The organism is Mycobacterium arosiense ATCC BAA-1401 = DSM 45069 (genome assembly GCF_002086125.1).
Classification (GTDB): Bacteria; Actinomycetota; Actinomycetes; order Mycobacteriales; family Mycobacteriaceae; genus Mycobacterium; species Mycobacterium arosiense.
In genome coordinates this window covers 83,528-101,400 of sequence record NZ_MVHG01000012.1, presented here as the reverse complement: position 1 = coordinate 101,400, position 17,873 = coordinate 83,528, and the positions used below count along the sequence as shown (strand labels likewise).

Sequence of the window (17,873 nt, the reverse complement as noted above, 5' to 3'; positions counted from 1 at the left end):
CTGCGGCACTGACCGCTTGAACCATCATCTCGAAGAATCACAAGACGACCCCGTACACCACGTCCCTGGACTTGACCTCTGGCTCTGAGTCGCCAGGTTGAGAACACGAGGCGAAATCTGCCGAGTGTTCGGACTCCCCTGGTTGGTCGTCCTCTCCAATCATCTCCTGGTCTGTTGGACCAGGATCTGATGTACAGGATCTATTGGGCGGAAGTGCAGCACTTCCGGTAATAACCCCCGAAACTTCCGGTAATCCCGCCTCAGACTTCCGGTAATCCAACTCATTACCGGAACCCCTAGAGTTCCGGTGATCCTGGGAGACTTCCGGTGATCCATTACCGGAAGCCTTAGAGTTCCGGTAATCCCACAGGCTGTACTTGTCAGCGTGGCCAAGGCGTTTGTTGCCTCGCTCGGTCCTAACGATCAGACCCAGCTCTCGGAGCTGGCCAAGGATGTCTCTTACCTGGCGATCACTCTTGCCTATCGTCTCGGCGATCTGCTCCTGCGACGGGTGGGCATTCTGTCCGTCCTCGTTGGTGCGATCGAAGATCACGTCCAACACGTCACGTTGGGTCGCAGTCAGCTTGCGTATCTGCGGTCTGGCTTCCCGAAGCCAAGTCAGCTTGGAGAACTCAGACATCGGCCTGAGCGGCTTTCAGCTCGGCCAGCTCGGTTTGCGCTTCGCGGAACCGATTCCGCCACTTCGCGTTTTCGGCCCTGAGTTGCTGCAGCTCGTTGCGGGTCCTCACCGGGAGCATGTCGACAGCGGGCCGGACTTGCATCCCCTTGCCCTTGAGCTGGACGCGGAGGCGTCCGTTCTCCTGGCGCAGGTCTCGGATGTACTGCTTGACATCCTCGGGGATGTCCCACTCATCCAGCTTCTTGCTTCTGATGTTCATGGTTGGATTCCTTCCTTGGTTGGTTCGTGCCTCCTGGGCACTCCGTTCGCGGCCTGTGTAGGCCACAGACGAACAAACCCCCTACGGGTAGGGGGTAAGTGTGGGGTAGAGCCCTCTCGGGGCTCTCAGGGCCTCTCAGGCCCGTTTGTCAGGCGATCTGCAGCAGCTCTTGGAGCTGCCGAAGCTTCCTGGCATCGCGGCGTATTCCTGCCGCGTATTCACGTTGGCGTTCGCGCCGGCAATGAATGCAACCAGACCAGCGGTCCCGATCCTGGGGGCCGCGCTGGGGATGCTTCGTGCATTTGGCGGGTCCTGGCATGGCGTTGTCCTCTGATTCCCGAGCGCCACAGACGCTCATCGTTGGAAGACCCGCCACTGACGGGTCGATCTACTGAGTTAGGTCAAAAAGGGGGAACCCCCTGGCTGCTGGGGAAGACGCGCACGACCGGAGGTCTGCGCCAGCAACCAAGGGGCGAGAGTCCCTGCTCCGCGTCGGTACTCCGACGCGTCCCTACGCGGCTAAGGAGGTGCCGCGAAAGTTGTCGGACACGGGAGAGAACGTGGAACCGTGCCCGCTCGCTGCTCGACAGGCCAGGAAGGATGCCTGGAGCGGCAAGCAAGGGAGGGGCACGGCTAAGCAGCCAATACCCCTTCATACAGTAGTACGTTAGGGTTCCGCCGAAACCCTAAGTGAGAGCGGTGCCCTGTGAGGGAGATCACGGCGGTAGCGAAGGCAAACCGGGCAGCGAGCAGGGACCCCGTTTCGCCGTACCCCTTCATACGGTAGTAGGTGCGATTTTTCGAAAAAAGCCCACAACTGGACAGTTGTCTATCACGCGCTCGGGCGTGTCCCGCAGTTCAGAGGCTCGTTAGTGATCAGGATCACAGGGGCGTGTCGTTTTTCCTGTGAGCCACAGTCGGCCCGAAGCGGGTATGCCGCCTCGGCCCGCAGCAAACATCCCGTGTTACGGCCTCCACTTACGCGGGTCGCCCGCCAACGCCTCGTAAGTGCCATCGGATCGTTGACACAGGTAGCCCAACTTCACCAGGTGGTCAGCAGCAGGGCGCTGCTCTTCGCCGGGTTGTTTGTCCTGGGCGATCAGTTCGGCGACGGCCTTGTCTTCCGCCGTCGCTGCCGGGTTTCCAGCGACCCACGACACAAAGTCCGCTCTCGGATCTCGACTCTCGGTCACGCGTTCTCCCCATTGCTTCTCGGCCCTTGCGGGTCGCCAACCTCGATCCCGAAACGGTCATCTTCTGGCTTGCTTCGCTCGATCGCGGCTTCCAACAGCTTTTCAAGTAAGGTTCGCGCTTCTCGTTCCAACTCGGGAAGCTCCTCGACGGGGACGTACCCCTCATGGACGAGTGTGCTTCTCTTCTGATAGACAGCGACTGCTCTGCGCTGCAACTCGGCTCGCTCGTCGTCGCTGACTCCGGGCAGGGCAGAAAACAGCTTGCGTATCTGATTCCCGATCGAGTCCCCGCCACGGAAGTCAAGCTCGCTAGAGAGGGCCTGCAGGCTGTAGAACTCTTCCGACGACTTCTGGTATTTGGCCTTCTCCGTCTGAAGTTCCTTCTTCCAGCGGGCCAGGAGATCGAGCGCAACTTGGTGTTTCGGACTTTTCTCGGCGAGAGCCTCCATAGCGATCACCAGCAGGATGAATCTGACACGGGCCTGTTGTTCGGTGAAGTGCGCTGCGTACAGCTCCAACGCAATGCGGTACTTGTCCCCGTACCTCGGATCTGAGTGGAAGTGTGCGACATCCTTCAGGAAGCCGCCGAGCCTTTCCTCATCCAAGGTGTGCCGGTGCTCTACCACTTCAATCTTGAAAGGCAGCGTTAGTTCTGTTTCGTTGTTAGGCAACGTCTCTCGAATCTGAAATGGCATCGCCGGCGTGACGAAATCGCCCAGGCGCAGATTCAGAAGAGCTAGGATTTCGTAGGCTCGCGTGCGTAGGGCTTCAACCAATGCGTCCGGGGGATGTCCGCTGAGTTCGAAACTCAGTCGGATGTCTAGTTCTCCACGACGGGCGGGGCGAGGATCCGCCTGCCCGAGTTGGATTTGCTCCCCGACACGCAGGAGGATGGCATCCCAAACACGGTGCAACCCGGGTTGCTCACCATCCCAGATCCGAGGACCGAGCTGGGTTTCTTCGACCTGATTCAGCTCAGGGCGTGATCTCGGGGCCCAAGCGTCCAGGAAGGTACGCACACGAACAGGAGTTGCGGCACCGTAGTCGATGTCGACGGGTGGAAGTTCGCCAGTCGTTTCGCCGGGCCAGACGTTCCACGTCTTGCATCGAAGAATGCCCTCCCACTTGGAAGTCACTCGGGCAATCTATATCCCGACTGCGGAACCGATGACGACGAAACACCGTCTAATTCCGCATGGACGACGAACGCGACGGGCAGAGCGGAGCTGCTGCCCTCGGGAGCCTCGACCCTGTCGAAGCCGAAGCGATCCGAGCCGAAGGGCTCGACCCCGACGACCCAGCCGTACGAGCGGCGTTGGACCTAGTGCGCTGGGAGCTGGAATTGCTCGCCAGGGCGCGGCCATAATCAGGGCTTATGGCCTGGGAGTGGATCGGCACCAGTGCAGTTGGTATTGCCGGCATCGTCGGTACGTGGTTTACGGGAAAACAAAGTCGGGACCAGGCCCTAGCGACTCTCCGAGAACAGTTGGGCCACGACCGGTTACAGGCACGGGAAGCGAGGGAACAGGAGCGGCTGGAACGCGCCTACCTCGAGCTTCTCAAGATGGCCGAGCGCGTGGGACAGTGGGCCCAGACCGTTTACCCGTTCATTCAGTTCGGCCCTTTGCCGGATACGCCGCTGCCGTCTCTTGAAGTGCAGGCGGATACCGCAGCACTCGTGGCAGCGTTCGGCAGCAACGAGGTCCGCGAGAAGGCGGAAGCTTGGCGCGCCGTAGCGAGGGACATGATCGCACAAGCGGACCTGGTCCCGTGGCAAGATGAGCACCCGGAGTCGCTGCCGCCTGGAGAGCGGATCGCACGGGCAAAGATTCACGAGCTGCGACCGGATGAGAAGCGGGCGCGGGACGCGCTCGGGGCTCAGGTCAGATCCGAGCTGGCCTTCGGCTACCGCAGCACTGGGGAGCTGCGGAGCGGGCAATCGACCCCACGAGAAAGCCCGGAGTTGTGACGGTCTCCGGGGCCTTCGGTCGGCAGGTCGGGGTTACAGCTCTCGGATGTCCGGGTGTGGTGACGGCACATAGCCCCCGTTGGGATGCTCGACCAGCATCCCGTCTCGGACCATGTGTCCAATCAGCTCGTCCACCGACATCCCACACTCGGCGGCAGCGTCCGCTATCGACACCAGTTCGTCGTCCATCTCGTCACCTCTCGTTTGTTGCGAACTGAACTTCATCGCAGGTCATTTCGATCCCGGCTATTCCGTTGTCCCGCATGGCCTCGAACACGGCCAGCCAGTCTGCAGCCGGTCCGGTGGCCTTCAAGTGCTCGGTTAGCTTGAGAACGTCCCCGAGGTCTAGCGAGACCTGGCCCCGTTGGAACTCCAAGCGGACGTTCATGGAACGGAGCCACACGTTGCGTTGTGTTATGTCCTGACGTGCCCACCAGTCTCCGAACAGCTCCCCGGTAGGCTCCCACGTCCAGCCCGCCGGTTTCACGGCCTGAGCGGACAGCTCAGCCTGTCTTTTGGCCAGCTCGGAGATCCTTCGGTTGAGCGTGATCCGCTGGGGCGTCCCTGCTCTGAAGTCACCGGACCCGAGCACCGCCACGAGATCCTCCAGCGTGGCGTCGATCTCGGCCAGCTCTGCGGAGTGGTCCGAGCCTGCGTCCCACACTCGCTCTAAGCGTTCGGACTTCCCGAGCATCCCCAGCAGGATGCGCTCGACCACCTCGTCCGCGTAGTCCATCGGTATCGACGGATTGCCGCATGGCTCTTTGTATTGAGCTGAGGCGCACCGGTATCGGGGCTTTCGTCCAGGGCCACCCTTGAGCCGGTAGGCCGGCCTCCCGCACGTACCGCAGTAGATGATCTGCAGCAGCAGACCGGTGCTGCGCTTGGTCGGTTCCTTCCGGTTCTCCCGCTCGGCCAGCTCGACCGCTAACCGGTCGAACGTCTCCCGAGTGAGTATCGGGTCAGCCCTGATGATCGGAGAGCCATCCTCAGCCCTAACCGGGCTGTCACCGGACATCGCGTAGCCGAGCAGCGTTTCGCTCGTTAGAGAGCGTTTCAGTGGGCTGGAATGCCATGCGTAGCCCCGGACTTCGCGGCCTTGGTGCTGTGCGAACCGGTCACGCGGAGTGAGCACTTTCCGGGCAGTCAGGTCGTGGGCCACTGCCCGGAGCGGTTCACCGGATAGGACCCGCTCCACAACCTCCCGAATCACCTTCACCTGTTCGGGGTCCTGGACTAGCCGCCACTCTCCGGTGGCATCGCTGGGCAGATAGCCCCACGGCGGTATCCCGCCGCGATACTTCCCCGCTCGGATGTTGTACCGAGCTGCAGAAGCGTTCCGTTCCGAGATCGCTGCCAGCTCCATCTCGGCGACCTTTGCCACCAAGAGGGCGACGATGTCGCCGAACGGCGCGGTCAAGTCCAGGAATGCCTCGGATGCACTGACCAGAGCGACGTGATGCTCCTGGCACCAGCGGATTAGGTCCGCGAGGTCAAGCAACCTGCGAACTATCCGGTCCATCCGGTAGACCACCAGAACGTCGAACTCACCGAGGCGGTTCGTCAGCCAATCCCCGAGCTGGGGACGGTTGAATGGGGAAGTAGCCCCCGCCGACACGTCTAGGTCCTCGGCTATGCCGACAACCTCGTAGCCACGACGCCGGCAGAGGTCCCGGCATGTTTCGAGCTGGCGTTCTGGGCTGGTAGTAGCGTCAGTCAATCGGGAGAGTCGAACGATGATGAGAGCCCGGACTGCGGGTCCGGGCCTCTGCGGGGCGTCGGCCAGCTTGGCTGGCCTAGAGGGTCGTCGTTGCACGGGTGTAAAGTTACACTTTCGAGTACTCGACTGTCGACATGCCCGACTCGTCGGCGGCCAGCACGGCGACGCGCGCGGAGATTTCTCGAAACAGGTTCAGCATCAATGAATTCCTCTCTTTTCACAGCAGACCCGATTGCAGCACCTGACCGGCCAGACCGGCCACCACCGGGACGATGCCCAGGCAGACGAACGCCGGGAGGAAGCACAGACCCAACGGTCCGGCGATCAGTACACCGGCCCGCTCGGCGGCCGCGCTCGCCGCGTGTGCGGCATCGTGACGAGACTCCTCGGCCAACTCGGCGACGCCACCGGCAAGCGCCGCACCCGAGGACGCCGATCGCCGAGCCAACCGCAGCAGCGCGTCGATCTGCGGGTCGGCCGAGTCCTGCGGGCCGGACGGAATTGACCATGCGACAGCGGGATCGGCGCCAAGCGCCAGCAGGTCGGCGGCGCGGCGCAGCACCTTGGCGAGCTTCGGCGGCGCGGACGGCGCGGCGGCGGCCGCGGCGCTCGACACCGCCATGCCCGCGGTCAGGCACACGGCCAGCACGTCCAGGCAGGAAGCGACGGCCAGTGGATCCGGGCCGCGCGGCGGCCCGGGGTCGCGCCGCAGCCGACCGCCACGCACCGGCGCCCCGGCGCGACCGCGCACCAGCGCTGGACCGGGACCGATCCACAGCGCCACCGCCAGTAGCACCCCCGCCAGGGTCATGCGCCGCGACGCGATCGGTTCACGACGCGACCCGATCGGCGATGCGGTCCGACCACAGCAGACCCGCGCAGGCCAGCGTCGAGCCGATGAGCAACAACCAGCCGCCCGCGCGCCCGCCCAGCAAAAAGCCCAGGGGCTGGGCCCCGATCAGCTGGCCCAACAGCACACCGACTGCGGGCAGCGCGGCCAGTATCGCCGCGGTCGCGCGGGCGCCGGCCATGCTCGAGGTCACCCGGTCCGAGAACCGTTGCCGCTCAGCGATATCGCGTTGGGCGGCGCGCATCAGGGTGGCTATGCCCAGCCCGTTGTCACTGGCCAGTCGCCAGCACAGCGCCAGGCGCTCCCAATGGCCGGGCAGCGCCGAGGCGCGGCCCGCGGCGGCCAGGCCGGCCGCGACGTCGGCACCCAGGCGGGCCCGCGCCGCCACCGAACGCAGCGACACCGCAACCGCGCCGGCGCTGTCGTCGGCGGCGACGCAGAACGCACGCACCGGATGCGAGCCGGCCCGCAACTCACCGACGAGCACCTCGAGCGCGGTGTGCAGCGCGCGACCCTCGGCCGTCGCGCGCCGGATACGCCGGCTGCGTCGATAGCGCAGCAGCGCGGTCGCCCCGACGACCGCCAGGCACAGCACGGTGGTCGGCGGCAGCGCGATGGCGGCGACGCAGAAGATACCGGCGGCCGTGCAGCCCGCCTCCCGCATCCCGACCGCCGGCGGCCGCCGGTGCCGTGCGGCCGGCAGTCTTCGTCGCGGCGAGGGCGGGGCGACGATGAGTGCGAACGCCAGCAGCAGCGCGCCCGCCAGTGGGCCGTTCATGCCGGCATCCTGCCGCGCAACAGGCGCTGCAGTTGCGGGGCGGCGTCGGTCATGCCGCGATCCGCATGCCACACGGTGACCGCCCGCACCTGGCCTCGATCGTGTTGCAGCGCAGCGATTTCGCCGAGTCGTCGCCGGCCGGCACGGTCGCGCTCGACGTGCAGCAGCACCTGCACGGCGGCGGCGAGCTGGCTGTGCAGTGCGGCCCGATCGAGGCCGCCGAGCGCCCCCAACGCCTCCAAGCGGGCGGGCACCTCGCCGGGATTGTTGGCGTGCACGGTGCCGGCGCCGCCGTCGTGGCCGGTGTTCAGCGCGGCCAGCAAATCCACCACCTCGGCGCCCCTGACCTCGCCGACCACGATGCGGTCGGGCCGCATCCGCAGCGCCTGCCGGACCAGCTGGCGGACCGGAATCTCGCCAACGCCTTCGATGTTGGCGCAGCGCGCGACCAGCTTCACCAGGTGTGGGTGCCGCGGCGCGAGCTCCGAAGCGTCCTCGACGCAGACGATCCGTTCGGCCGGCGATACCGCGCCCAGCATCGCGGCGAGCAGTGTCGTCTTGCCCGCGCCGGTGCCACCGCTGACCAGGAACGCCAACCGGGCGTCGATGATGTCGGTGACCAGGGCGGCCCCCGCGGGCTCGATCGCCCCGGCGGCGATAAGGGCCGACAAGTCCTGGGTGGCCGGCCGCAGGACCCGCAGCGAAAGGCAGGTGCCCCCGGCGGCCACCGGCGGCAACACCGCGTGCAGCCGCACCGCGAGCCCGCCGGCGCCGATGCCGGTCAATTCGCCATCCACCCAGGGCTGCGCGTCGTCCAGACGGCGGCCGGCGGCCAGCGCCAGCCGCTGCGCCAACCGCCGCACCGCCGCCTCGTCGGGGAAGCGAATCTCGCTGCGCCGCAGACCGGTGCCGTCGTCCACCCACACCGCATCCGGGGCGGTGACCAGGACGTCGGTCGTCCCGTCCGCGCAGAGCAGCGGATCGAGGAGGCCGGCGCCGGTCAGCTCGGTCTGCAACACCCGGAGATTGGCCAGCACCTCGGTGTCTCCGAGCATCCCGCCGGACTCGGCCCGGATGGCCGCGGCCACCACCGCCGGTGCGAGCGGGCCGGCCTCGCCGGCCAGCCGCTCGCGGACCCGTTCGATCAGCGAACCGCTCACGCCGCCTTGCCCTTTCGCGTGCCGGCCGGTGGCAGCACGGCGAGCACCTGGCCGGCCGCCACGGCGAGCGCCGAGCGTCGCCCCAGCCGCAGGCCGCCACGGTCGGCCTGTTCGGCGAGGTGCGGCTGCGCTTTGATCGCCGCCAGCAACGGCAATCCGGCGATATCGGCGATCTCGGCCGCTCGCAATCCTCCAGGCGACGGGCCGCGCACCACCAGGCCGACATTGGGATTGACGGAGGCCAACACCGGGGCCAACGCCCCGGTCGCCGCGCACGCGCGCACGTCACAGCGACTGATGACCACGACCAGATCGGCGGCGCTCAGCGCGGCTTGGGTCGCGTCGGTGAAACGACGGGGAAGGTCGCAGATGACGCTGACCGCCCCGCGCCGGCCGGCGTCGATGATGGCGTGCACCGGCGCGGCTTCCAACTCGTAGTCGCGGCGAGTGCCGGACAGCACGCTGACTCCACGGTGGCGTGGCAGTGCATCGCGGACGGCCGACCAGTGGAGCCGTCCGCCCTGCAACGCGAGGTCCGGCCAGCGCAACCCCGGGGCGGATTCGCGGCCCAGCAACAAGTCCAGGCCCCCACCCCACGGGTCGAGGTCCACCAACAGCGCGTCGGCGGCGGCCTGGGCCAGGGCGACCGCGAGCGAGGAAGCGCCCGCTCCACCGCAGCCCCCGATGACGGCGACCGCGTGGCCACGCGACCCGTCGTCGCGCGCGGATTCGGCGGCCTCGGCGAGCGCGCCTACCAACTCCGCTTCCTGCCCGGGCAGCCGCAACACGTGCCCGGCCCCGACCCCGACGGCGGCCGCCCACGTCGCCGTCTCGGGTTGGGCCGGGGTCAGCACGGTCACGTGATCGCGACGCGGCAGCGCCCATCGTTCGCAGCGGGCCGCCGACCGCGCGTCCAGCACGACGGCCGCGGCCGCGGCCCACGTCTTGCGGCTGACCGGAGACGCGTCGCCGGCGTACACCACGCGAACGCCGGCGGCCGCGGCCACCCGGTCCAACTCCGCGCGCAGGTCGGGGTCCGCCACTACCGCCAACACCCCCGCTGCATCGGCTCCGGAAACGCTGGTCACCCGACCACTGTGCGGGGCGGTGACCTTGGCACAACAGTCCCAAATGCGGATTTGTGGATAGAGACGCGAGTGTGCACAAACGCGTCGTGGGGCGACGCCGCCAGCGACGATGGACGTGCTTCCCGCAACGCACCGAGAGCCGCGCCCGGCACCCCGAAGCGCGGAAAACTGACCCTAGAAAAGGGACGACCCCCGCCAGGGGGGGAGGAGGCGAGGGTCGTCGTGCATCAGCCCCGGGGGGTCGGGCTGATACACCCTCGGCTCAGGCCGAGTAATGCTTACTATACACATGACAAGCCGGAGTAACGCAAGAGATCATTTTCCGGAAAAGCAGCTTGAGCCGCGTAAATACCGCTCCACACCGATCCCGAACCCCCTGAGCGGCCATTTCCGGTGCGGGATCGCGGCCGTGCCGCACCGGCGACCTATGCTAGGTCCGTGACCGTCTTCGACCCCACCGCGGAGCAGTCGGCCTCGGAGCAATCGGCGTCAACCACCGCTTCCCATGCCCGCACGGCGGCCTTTTTCGACCTGGATAAGACGATCATCGCCAAGTCCAGCACGCTGGCCTTCAGCAAACCGTTTTTCAACCAGGGCCTGCTCAACCGGCGCGCCGTGCTCAAGTCCAGCTACGCGCAGTTCATCTATCTGCTCTCCGGTGCTGATCATGACCAGATGGATCGGATGCGCGCCCACATGACCAACATGTGCACCGGCTGGGACGTCGAGCAGGTCAAGTCGATCGTCAACGAGACGCTGCACGACATCGTGACTCCGCTGGTGTTCGCCGAAGCCGCCGACCTCATCGCGGCCCACAAGTTGTGCGGGCGTGACGTCGTGGTGGTTTCGGCCTCCGGGGAAGAAATCGTCGCCCCCATCGCCCGCGCGCTCGGCGCCACCCACGCGATGGCCACCCGGATGGTCGTCGAGGACGGTCGGTACACCGGCGAGATCGCCTTCTACTGCTACGGCGAGGGCAAGGTGCAGGCGATCCGCGAGCTCGCCGCGCGCGAGGGCTACCCGCTGGAACACTGCTACGCCTATTCCGATTCGATCACCGACCTGCCGATGCTTGAGGCCGTCGGCCACCCCAGCGTGGTCAATCCCGATCGCGGATTGCGTAGGGAGGCCCTGGAGCGCGGCTGGCCCGTGATCTCGTTCTCCCGGCCGGTGTCCCTGCGCGACCGCATTCCCGCGCCCTCCGGTGCCGCGATCGCCACGACGGCCGCGGTGGGCATCAGCGCCCTGGCCGCCGGCGCGGTGACCTATTCATTGTTGCGCCGCTACGCTCTTTAGCGACCCAGCAACAGGCCCGTCGGGCCATGGGATTTCCTTCGCAATTGGGCCTTGCCGCGCTAAGGGTCTAGTAGTACAAAGGAACCACGGAAGCCCGGTGAGGCCAAGGTCGAGCCGGAAGAGAAGGTTCGTCCTCCCGACCCGGGCGCCCAGCACGGTGCCCGGCACCCACGCAAAGTCATAGCCGCGAAGATGGCAGAAGTGTTGCGGGCCTGCGAGATTGCGAAAATGCGGAAGGTGTCGACGGCCCTTTGGGTGGGGTTGCAACCATAAGCGTCGTGAGATCGCCGAGGCCAACCCACGCAGCCCGAGATGCACGCTTGGTAACCGGGTCCCGTGCTAGCGGGCGGCGGACCGAACATTCGGAACGTCGCCCGCTCTACCTTTTCGTGACCGTTTTCCCGACTTCGGTAACCGGTCAGCTACTTGTTCGACATTGCGTCGGCGATCGACAAAGCCTCCTGCGCACCGGCTTTCGTCGCCCGGCAACACAGAACCAGCCAGGCCCCTACACCCTCGGGCCTGCCGTCGGCGAATCCCTGCGCGGCGTCGCGATACGCGGCGGGTTGACGCATCCAGCTGACCTCGGGCACGCCCAGCCCGTGTGGGTCCAGCCCGCTGGCGATGGTCACCAACCTCGACACCGCGCGGGCCACGACACCGTCGGAGCTGCCGAACGGCTTAAGCGTCAGCAGCTCGCCGTGGGCGACGGCGGCCAGCACCGGCGCCGGCACCTGGGTTCGCCCGTTGACCAAGTCGGCCAACAACTCCAGTCGCGGCCCCACGCCGGCATCGGCGCGCGGGCGGCCCAGCCGCTCGTCGTCGACCTGCTCGGCCGCGGCCAGCACGTGCAGGCGGGCCAGCGCCTGCAGCGGTGCCCGCCGCCAGATGGCCACGACGGGCCCTTCGCCGCCCTCGAGCGCCTGGGCCACCCGGAGCGCGCCCGCGAACACCGGGTCACTGACCTGCCCGGCGTCGGCGAGATCCTCCAGGCGAACGGGACCGCCGTCCAGAACCGAGGACGCGCGCGCCGCCCGCAGCGCCGCCTCGGCGGCCGTCACGCGCCAGCCACGCAGGTTGGCACGGTGCCGGTGGGCACGGCCCAACGCTTCACGGGCGCGGTCACTGGCCTCGGCGACGCCGGGCAGCTCCATCAGGGGGGCCAGCGGATCTGCGGTCACAACCTCACAACCTATCCCCGCCGGCTTCACCGCAGGCGCGGGATCGCATCCAGCAACTGCCGGGTGTATTCGTGCTTGGGGTCGCTGAACAGTTCCTCGGTGGGCGCGTGCTCCACCACGCGGCCCGACCGCATCACCAGAACGTCATCGGCGATCTGCCGGATCACCGCCAGGTCATGGCTGATGAACAGATAGGCCAACCCGAGTTCGGCCTGCAGCTCGGTTAGCAAATCGAGTATCTGCGCCTGAACCAAGACGTCGAGCGCCGACACCGCCTCGTCGCACACCAGCACGTCGGGCCGCAACGCCAGCGCCCGGGCGATGGCCACCCGCTGCCGTTGCCCGCCCGACAGCTCGCGCGGCAACCGGTCCAGCACCGACGATGGCAGCGCCACCTGGTCGACGAGGTCGTGCACCGCTTGTGCGCGTTGCCTGCGGTCACCGACGCGGTGGATGCGCAGCGGCTCCTCGATCGCGCGAAACACCGAGTACATGGGATCCAAGCTGCTGTAAGGGTTTTGGAACACCGGCTGTACGCGGCGGCGGAAGGCCAGCTGCTTGTCCCGGGGCATTGCGTCGTCGATCGGGGTGCCGTCAAAAGCGACGGTGCCCGAGGTCGGTTGGAGCAGGCCCAGCACCATGCGGGCCACAGTCGATTTTCCCGAGCCCGACCCACCGGCAATGGCCAGTGTGCTCGCGCGGCGCAGCCGAAACGACACCGCGTCGACGGCACGCAATTCGCGATGCCGCCACGGCGCCCCATGTGACTCCCGATAGACCTTGGTGAGATCCGAAGCGACGAGGATGTCGTCGGTCCGGGTGGAAGCCGGCCGGCTCCGGCGCGTCAGCGATGGAGCCGCGGCCACCAACCGCCGGGTGTACTCGTGCTGTGGTATGCGCAGGATGGACTGTGCCGCACCGGATTCCACCACGACCCCGCGGTGGACGACGACCACGTGTTCGGCCCGTTCGGCGGCCAGCGCCAGATCGTGGGTGATCAGCAGCAGCGCGGTACCGAGTTCGGCGGTGAGGTGCGCAAGGTGGTCGAGCACCTGCCGCTGCACCGTGACGTCGAGCGCGGAGGTCGGCTCGTCGGCGATGAGCAGCCGTGGCCGCCCCGCCAGCCCGATCGCGATCAGCGCGCGTTGACACATGCCGCCGGACAGCTGATGGGGGTAACGGCCCGCTTGCCGGGCCGGATCCGGCATGCCCGCCGCCGCAAGCAGTTCCACCGCCCGCTGCCGAGTCCGCCGATCGCTCGTGTTGGCGCGCAAGGCTTCCCGGATCTGGAAGCCGACCTTCCACACCGGGTTGAGATTGGTCATCGGGTCCTGCGGGATGTAGCCGATGTGCCGCCCCCTGATCGAGCGAAGCGCTCGACGATCGGCGGTCGAGATGTCCACGCCGTCGAACATGATGCGCCCGCCCGTGATTCGCCCGCCGGGGGGAAGCAGCCCGAGGATCGCGGCGGCGGTGGTGGATTTGCCCGATCCCGATTCGCCCACCACCGCGACGGTCTGGCCGGGCAGCACGCGCAGATCCAGCCCGCACACCGCGGCGTGTTCACCGAACCTGACTTCCAGGCCGTCGACCGACAGCAGCGGCGACACCGCGCCGCTCACGCCCGCCACGCCCTCGAGGCCGGATCGAGGGCGTCGCGCAGCGCGTCGCCCATCATCATGAATGCCAGCACGGTGATGGCCAGCGCGCCGGCGGGGTAGAACAGGATGGGTGAGCCCGCCCGCAGCCGGGTCTGGGCGAGGTTGATGTCGCCGCCCCACGACACCACCGACGGCGGCAATCCCACACCGAGGTAGGACAGCGTGGCCTCGGTGACGATGAACAGTCCCAGAGCGATCGTGGCCACCGCGATCACCGGACCGAGCGCATTGGGCAGCGCGTGTCGCAGCAGGATCTGAAACCTGCTCATTCCCAACGCTTTAGCGGCGAGCACGTAGTCGCTGGCCCGCACCGCGAGCACCGCGCCGCGGGCGATCCTGGCCACCTGCGGCCAGCCGAACAGCGCGAGGATGGCGATCACCGTCCACACCGTACGGTGGTGCAGCACCTGCATGAGGACGATGGCGGCCAGCAGCAGCGGCAGGCCGAAGAAGACGTCGGTGAGCCGAGAGACCACCGCGTCGAGCCAGCCGCCGTAGAAACCGGCCAGGGCACCCAGCGCGCCGCCGACGACGAAGACCAACAGCGTCGCGCCCAGCCCGACCGTCACCGAGGCTCGCGCCCCATAGATGGTGCGCGCGTAGATGTCGTGGCCTTGCAGGTCGGTGCCGAACCAGTGCGCCGCCGAGGGGCCGCGCAAGCTTTGGCTCGGATCGGCATAGCTGGGGTCGGCATGAGTGAACAACGCGGGGAACAGCGCGATCAGGAGAATGACGAGGATCAGCACGGCGGCGATGACGAACTTCGGGCGCCGATGCAGTTTCCGCCAGGTCTCCCCCCAAAAGCCGGAGTGCTCAGCCATAACGGATCCGAGGGTCCAGCGCCGCGTAAAGCAGGTCCACCATCAGGTTGGTGATCAAATAGATGAGCACCAGCACGGTCACGATCGACACCACCGTGGGAGCCTCTTGGCGGGTGACGGCTTGATAGAGCACACCGCCGACACCGTGGATGTTGAAAATGCCCTCCGTCACAATGGCCCCGCCCATCAAGGCCCCGAGGTCCGCGCCCAGGAAGGTCACCACCGGAATCAGCGAGTTGCGCAGGATGTGCACGGTCACCACCCGCGGCCGTGACAATCCCTTGGCGGTGGCGGTGCGCACGTGGTCGGCGTGCGCGTTGGCGGCCACCGCGGATCGGGTCAACCGCACCACGTAGGCGAATGACACCGAGCCCAGCACGATTCCGGGTAACAACAGCCGCGCGAAGCTCGCCCGCTCCCCGACCGTCACCGGCGCGACACCCAACCGCACCCCGAACACGAACTGCGCCAAGAAGCCCAGCACGAAGATGGGAATCGCGATGATGACCAGACCGGTGATCAGCACGCCCGCGTCGAAGAGCCCGCCCTGGCGCAGCCCGGCGATCACGCCGAATCCGACGCCCAGCACCGCCTCGACGACCAGGGCGATCAATGAGAGCCGGAGGGTGACCGGAAAGGCATGTGCGAGAACGTCTCTGACTGGCAACCCGGAATAGGCGCGGCCCAGGTCGCCGTGCAGGACGCCGCCGAGATAGCGCAGGTACTGCACGATGAACGGATCATCCAGGTGATAGCGGGCGCGCAGCGCCGCGGCCACGGCAGGAGTCAGCGGCCGGTCCCCCGCGATGGCGGCCAGCGGGTCGCCGGGCAGCAGGAAGACCATGCCGTAGATCAGCAGCGTCGCACCCAAAAAGACGGGCACCATGACGGCGATCCGGCGTGCGACGTACCAGCCCATGTTCAAGCCTTGACAAGGTTCTCGTAGTCGGGCAGCCCGTTCCAGCTGACCTTGACGGCGCTGACCTGTGGTGACCAGCCGAGCACGGCGATGTAGTACCACAGCGGCACGGCGGGCATGTCGTGCAACAGGATTCGCTGCGCGAGGTTGACCAGCGCGTCGGCCTGCCGCAAGTCGGGTGCCGCCTCGGCGGCGGCCAAGCCGGCATCGAACTCGCGGCTGGAATATCCGACGTCATTGGATCCCGCGCCGGTGGCATACAGCGGGGCGAGGAACTCGATCATCGACGGGTAGTCGCCGATCCAGCCGGCCCGGAACGCGGTGTCCATCGTGCGGTTGGTGATCTGGGTGCGGAACCCGGCGAAGGTGGGCTGCGGAGCGCCGACGGCATCGATGCCCAGCACGTTTTTGATGGTGTTGGCCACCGCGTCCACCCACTCCTGATGGCCGCTATCGGCGTTGTAGGCGATGGCATAGCGCCCGCTCCATGGCGCGATCGCATTGGCTTGGGCCCAAAGTTGGCGTGCCCGCTCGGGATTGAAGTCCAGTGCGTCGCTGCCGGCGATGTTGGGGTCGAATCCCGGCAGCGAGCTGGCGGTGAAGTCGCGCGCCGGGCTGCGGGTGTCGTTGAAGATCTGCCGACAGATCTGCGGGCGGTTGATGGCCGCCGACAACGCCAACCGGCGCAGCCGCCCTTCCTCGCCGCCGAAGTGTGGCAGCCGCAGCGGCGTGTCAAGCGATTGGCTGACGGCGACGGGCCCGCTGGCCCAATTGCCGCCCAGGTCGCGCCGGAATATCGTCAGCGCGCTGGACGGAATGGTGTCCAAGACGTCGAGGTTGCCGGAGAGCAGGTCGGCGTAGGCGGTGTCCAGGTTGGCGTAGAACTCGAACCGCAGCCCCCTGTTGCGTGGCCTGCGGTTGCCGTGGTAAGCGGGGTTGGGCCGCAGGTCAATTCGGACGTTGTGCTCCCATGCGGGCCCGTCGGGACCGTCGGCGAGTTTGTAGGGGCCGTTGCCGATCGGGTGCTGCCCGAAGGCGCTCATGTCCCGAAAGGCCGCCTGGGGCAAGGGATAGAACGCGCTGTGGCCCAGCCGCAGCTTGAAGTCGATGGTGGGTGCCTTCAGCCGGACGGTGAACTCGCGGTCGTTGATCACCTTCAGGCCGGACATGGTGGTGAGGGCCGGCTTGCTGCCACCGGCCGGCCCGGCGACGGCATCGAAGCCCTCGATCGGACTGAAAAAGCTCTGCTGCAGTTGGCCGTTGCTGCTCAACGCCCCGTAGTTCCATGCGTCGACGAACGAATGGGCCGTCACCGGCGAGCCATCGGTGAACGTCCAGCCGGGTTTGAGGACGATGCGGTAGTTGACGTTGTCGGGGGTGTCGACGGATTCGGCGACCTCCGGCCACGGGTTGCCGGCGGCGTCGTAGGACATCAGCCCGGCGAAGAGCCGATCGAGGATGCGGCCACCCAGGCTGTCGTTGGTGCCGGTGGGGATCAGCGGATTCGGCGGTTCCCCGCCGTTGACCACCACCAGATCCGGACTGAGCACACCGCCACCGCATCCGGTCACCGCGGCGATCACGAGCATCGCGGCGGCAACCGGGGCCAGCCAGGCCGACGGGGTCCGCATCGCACGCATGACACCCGACCCTAGGGCCTGACGTCGCGCGACGGTGAAGCGCCGGTACGGTGGATCGTCGGCTCCTGAGTCGCTCAGACCGCGGTGATCGGGTGCACCTGCAGCGCGCAGGCGTCGATCGTCGCCGACACGGTCGCCACATCGGTGGTGTCCGGCGGGTTGACCATCAGGTCGGTATAGGTGGGGCACGGCTTGCCGTCGGCGTCGACGGCGGTGCCCTCGACGATGGCCTGCCCCTGGGTCGATATCGACAAGATGACCGTCGGCGGCTCATTGACGCCGGCCGGCAGCCCGCCGAGGTAGCCGCGCGGCGTGGGCTCCGCGTGAATCAGTGGCCCGCCCGCGCCCGAATCCACCCAGGCGTATCCGGTGAGCGTGCACGGCTCGGCACCGCCCGCGAGGGTGAACACCAACGTCACCGCGCGATGACCCACCGCGCCTTCCGCCGGCGAGGCGGTCACGGCGACCTGCTCCGACCGGCACGGCGTGGCCTGGTCGCCGCTCTCCAACGGCACGGCCGCTGCGGGCCAACCCGGCAAGCCTGCCGCGTAAACCGTTGCGACCGCGGCAAAGTTGGACGCTAGTCGGCGGACACCCCGCCCCTGACCCGGCACACCGGTGATTATCCGGCACGGCGCGCACTTTGACCCCGGATTCGCGCGCACGGCTACCGCTCGCACAGCTACGCCTCACCCGAC

At 67.3% G+C, this 17,873-nt stretch carries 18 protein-coding genes and 1 pseudogene; 2 read left to right on the top strand and 17 right to left on the bottom strand.

Translation table 11 applies throughout. The features are described 5' to 3' along the window. Positions 1–37: 37 nt before the first annotated feature. The 4 genes from BST14_RS08095 to BST14_RS08080 all read right to left on the bottom strand — a co-directional run bounded on the left by BST14_RS08095 (position 38) and on the right by BST14_RS08080 (position 3,228). Positions 38–640: a helix-turn-helix domain-containing protein gene (locus tag BST14_RS08095; RefSeq protein WP_083063988.1), complete on the bottom strand. Its 603-nt coding sequence runs from the start codon at positions 638–640 to the stop codon at positions 38–40. Then, positions 633–899 (bottom strand): hypothetical protein, encoded by a 267-nt coding sequence (locus BST14_RS08090; RefSeq protein WP_083063987.1) that lies wholly within the window; start codon positions 897–899, stop codon positions 633–635. Before BST14_RS08090 ends, BST14_RS08095 begins: the two co-directional genes overlap by 8 nt. A 965-nt stretch (positions 900–1,864) precedes the next feature. Continuing rightward, complete coding sequence (locus BST14_RS08085; RefSeq protein ID WP_142279305.1) at positions 1,865–2,092, bottom strand: hypothetical protein; 228 nt, start codon at positions 2,090–2,092, stop codon at positions 1,865–1,867. Then, positions 2,089–3,228 (bottom strand): hypothetical protein, encoded by a 1,140-nt coding sequence (locus BST14_RS08080; protein WP_142279304.1) that lies wholly within the window; start codon positions 3,226–3,228, stop codon positions 2,089–2,091. The genes BST14_RS08085 and BST14_RS08080 overlap by 4 nt, the downstream gene beginning before the upstream one ends. A 239-nt stretch (positions 3,229–3,467) precedes the next feature. Between BST14_RS08080 and BST14_RS08075 the strand changes: the two genes are divergently transcribed. Continuing rightward, complete coding sequence (locus BST14_RS08075) at positions 3,468–4,061, top strand: hypothetical protein (protein WP_083063984.1); 594 nt, start codon at positions 3,468–3,470, stop codon at positions 4,059–4,061. Positions 4,062–4,094: 33 nt separating this feature from the next. Here the strand turns inward: BST14_RS08075 and BST14_RS30030 are convergent, their stop codons facing one another. The 7 genes and pseudogenes from BST14_RS30030 to ssd all read right to left on the bottom strand — a co-directional run bounded on the left by BST14_RS30030 (position 4,095) and on the right by ssd (position 9,624). Further along, positions 4,095–4,250 carry a hypothetical protein gene (locus tag BST14_RS30030; RefSeq protein WP_158085856.1) on the bottom strand — a complete coding sequence of 52 codons (156 nt, stop codon included), beginning with the start codon at positions 4,248–4,250 and terminating at the stop codon, positions 4,095–4,097. A 4-nt stretch (positions 4,251–4,254) separates the two neighbouring features. After that, positions 4,255–5,847: a recombinase family protein gene (locus BST14_RS08070; protein ID WP_083063999.1), complete on the bottom strand. Its 1,593-nt coding sequence runs from the start codon at positions 5,845–5,847 to the stop codon at positions 4,255–4,257. Positions 5,848–5,896: 49 nt separating this feature from the next. After that, positions 5,897–5,980: pseudogene (locus tag BST14_RS29430) on the bottom strand (DUF4244 domain-containing protein); the annotation flags it as partial. 18 nt (positions 5,981–5,998) lie between these two features. Continuing rightward, on the bottom strand, positions 5,999–6,592 hold the full coding sequence (locus BST14_RS08065) for a type II secretion system F family protein (protein WP_169926059.1): 594 nt from the start codon (positions 6,590–6,592) through the stop codon (positions 5,999–6,001). Between the two features lie 19 nt (positions 6,593–6,611). Next, on the bottom strand, positions 6,612–7,409 hold the full coding sequence (locus BST14_RS08060) for a type II secretion system F family protein (protein ID WP_083063983.1): 798 nt from the start codon (positions 7,407–7,409) through the stop codon (positions 6,612–6,614). Continuing rightward, positions 7,406–8,569: a TadA family conjugal transfer-associated ATPase gene (locus tag BST14_RS08055; RefSeq protein ID WP_083063982.1), complete on the bottom strand. Its 1,164-nt coding sequence runs from the start codon at positions 8,567–8,569 to the stop codon at positions 7,406–7,408. Before BST14_RS08055 ends, BST14_RS08060 begins: the two co-directional genes overlap by 4 nt. Beyond that, the gene (ssd, locus tag BST14_RS08050; RefSeq protein WP_083063981.1) at positions 8,566–9,624 is read right to left on the bottom strand and encodes a septum site-determining protein Ssd; all 1,059 of its coding nucleotides are present in this window, start codon (positions 9,622–9,624) and stop codon (positions 8,566–8,568) included. The genes BST14_RS08055 and ssd overlap by 4 nt, the downstream gene beginning before the upstream one ends. A 471-nt stretch (positions 9,625–10,095) precedes the next feature. On the opposite strand from ssd, the gene BST14_RS08040 reads away from it, so the two are divergent. Then, the gene (locus tag BST14_RS08040) at positions 10,096–10,953 is read left to right on the top strand and encodes an HAD-IB family hydrolase (protein WP_083063979.1); all 858 of its coding nucleotides are present in this window, start codon (positions 10,096–10,098) and stop codon (positions 10,951–10,953) included. A 422-nt stretch (positions 10,954–11,375) separates the two neighbouring features. Here BST14_RS08040 and BST14_RS08030 read toward each other — a convergent pair whose 3' ends face one another. The 6 genes from BST14_RS08030 to BST14_RS08005 form a co-directional block, all read right to left on the bottom strand. Continuing rightward, on the bottom strand, positions 11,376–12,134 hold the full coding sequence (locus tag BST14_RS08030; RefSeq protein ID WP_083063978.1) for a Fic family protein: 759 nt from the start codon (positions 12,132–12,134) through the stop codon (positions 11,376–11,378). 26 nt (positions 12,135–12,160) lie between these two features. Further along, complete coding sequence (locus BST14_RS08025; protein WP_083063997.1) at positions 12,161–13,756, bottom strand: dipeptide ABC transporter ATP-binding protein; 1,596 nt, start codon at positions 13,754–13,756, stop codon at positions 12,161–12,163. After that, the gene (locus BST14_RS08020) at positions 13,753–14,616 is read right to left on the bottom strand and encodes an ABC transporter permease (protein WP_083063977.1); all 864 of its coding nucleotides are present in this window, start codon (positions 14,614–14,616) and stop codon (positions 13,753–13,755) included. The genes BST14_RS08025 and BST14_RS08020 overlap by 4 nt, the downstream gene beginning before the upstream one ends. Then, positions 14,609–15,535, bottom strand: a complete 927-nt coding sequence (locus BST14_RS08015; protein WP_083063976.1) for an ABC transporter permease — start codon at positions 15,533–15,535, stop codon at positions 14,609–14,611. Before BST14_RS08015 ends, BST14_RS08020 begins: the two co-directional genes overlap by 8 nt. Positions 15,536–15,537: 2 nt before the next feature. Next, a complete protein-coding gene (locus BST14_RS08010; RefSeq protein WP_211280676.1) occupies positions 15,538–17,166 on the bottom strand; it encodes a peptide ABC transporter substrate-binding protein in 1,629 nt (542 codons plus the stop codon). 83 nt (positions 17,167–17,249) lie between these two features. Further along, positions 17,250–17,789: a DUF4232 domain-containing protein gene (locus tag BST14_RS08005; RefSeq protein ID WP_083063974.1), complete on the bottom strand. Its 540-nt coding sequence runs from the start codon at positions 17,787–17,789 to the stop codon at positions 17,250–17,252. Positions 17,790–17,873 lie beyond the last annotated feature (84 nt).

Coding starts and splice junctions, on each gene's coding strand:
- BST14_RS08015 (WP_083063976.1), bottom strand. CDS start 15,535: ATGGGCTGGTACGTCGCACGCCGGATCGCCGTCATGGTGCCCGTCTTT.
- BST14_RS08010 (WP_211280676.1), bottom strand. CDS start 17,166: ATGCGGACCCCGTCGGCCTGGCTGGCCCCGGTTGCCGCCGCGATGCTC.
- BST14_RS08060 (WP_083063983.1), bottom strand. CDS start 7,409: ATGAACGGCCCACTGGCGGGCGCGCTGCTGCTGGCGTTCGCACTCATC.
- BST14_RS08090 (WP_083063987.1), bottom strand. CDS start 899: ATGAACATCAGAAGCAAGAAGCTGGATGAGTGGGACATCCCCGAGGAT.
- BST14_RS08065 (WP_169926059.1), bottom strand. CDS start 6,592: ATGACCCTGGCGGGGGTGCTACTGGCGGTGGCGCTGTGGATCGGTCCC.
- BST14_RS08095 (WP_083063988.1), bottom strand. CDS start 640: ATGTCTGAGTTCTCCAAGCTGACTTGGCTTCGGGAAGCCAGACCGCAG.
- BST14_RS08020 (WP_083063977.1), bottom strand. CDS start 14,616: ATGGCTGAGCACTCCGGCTTTTGGGGGGAGACCTGGCGGAAACTGCAT.
- BST14_RS08075 (WP_083063984.1), top strand. CDS start 3,468: ATGGCCTGGGAGTGGATCGGCACCAGTGCAGTTGGTATTGCCGGCATC.
- BST14_RS30030 (WP_158085856.1), bottom strand. CDS start 4,250: ATGGACGACGAACTGGTGTCGATAGCGGACGCTGCCGCCGAGTGTGGG.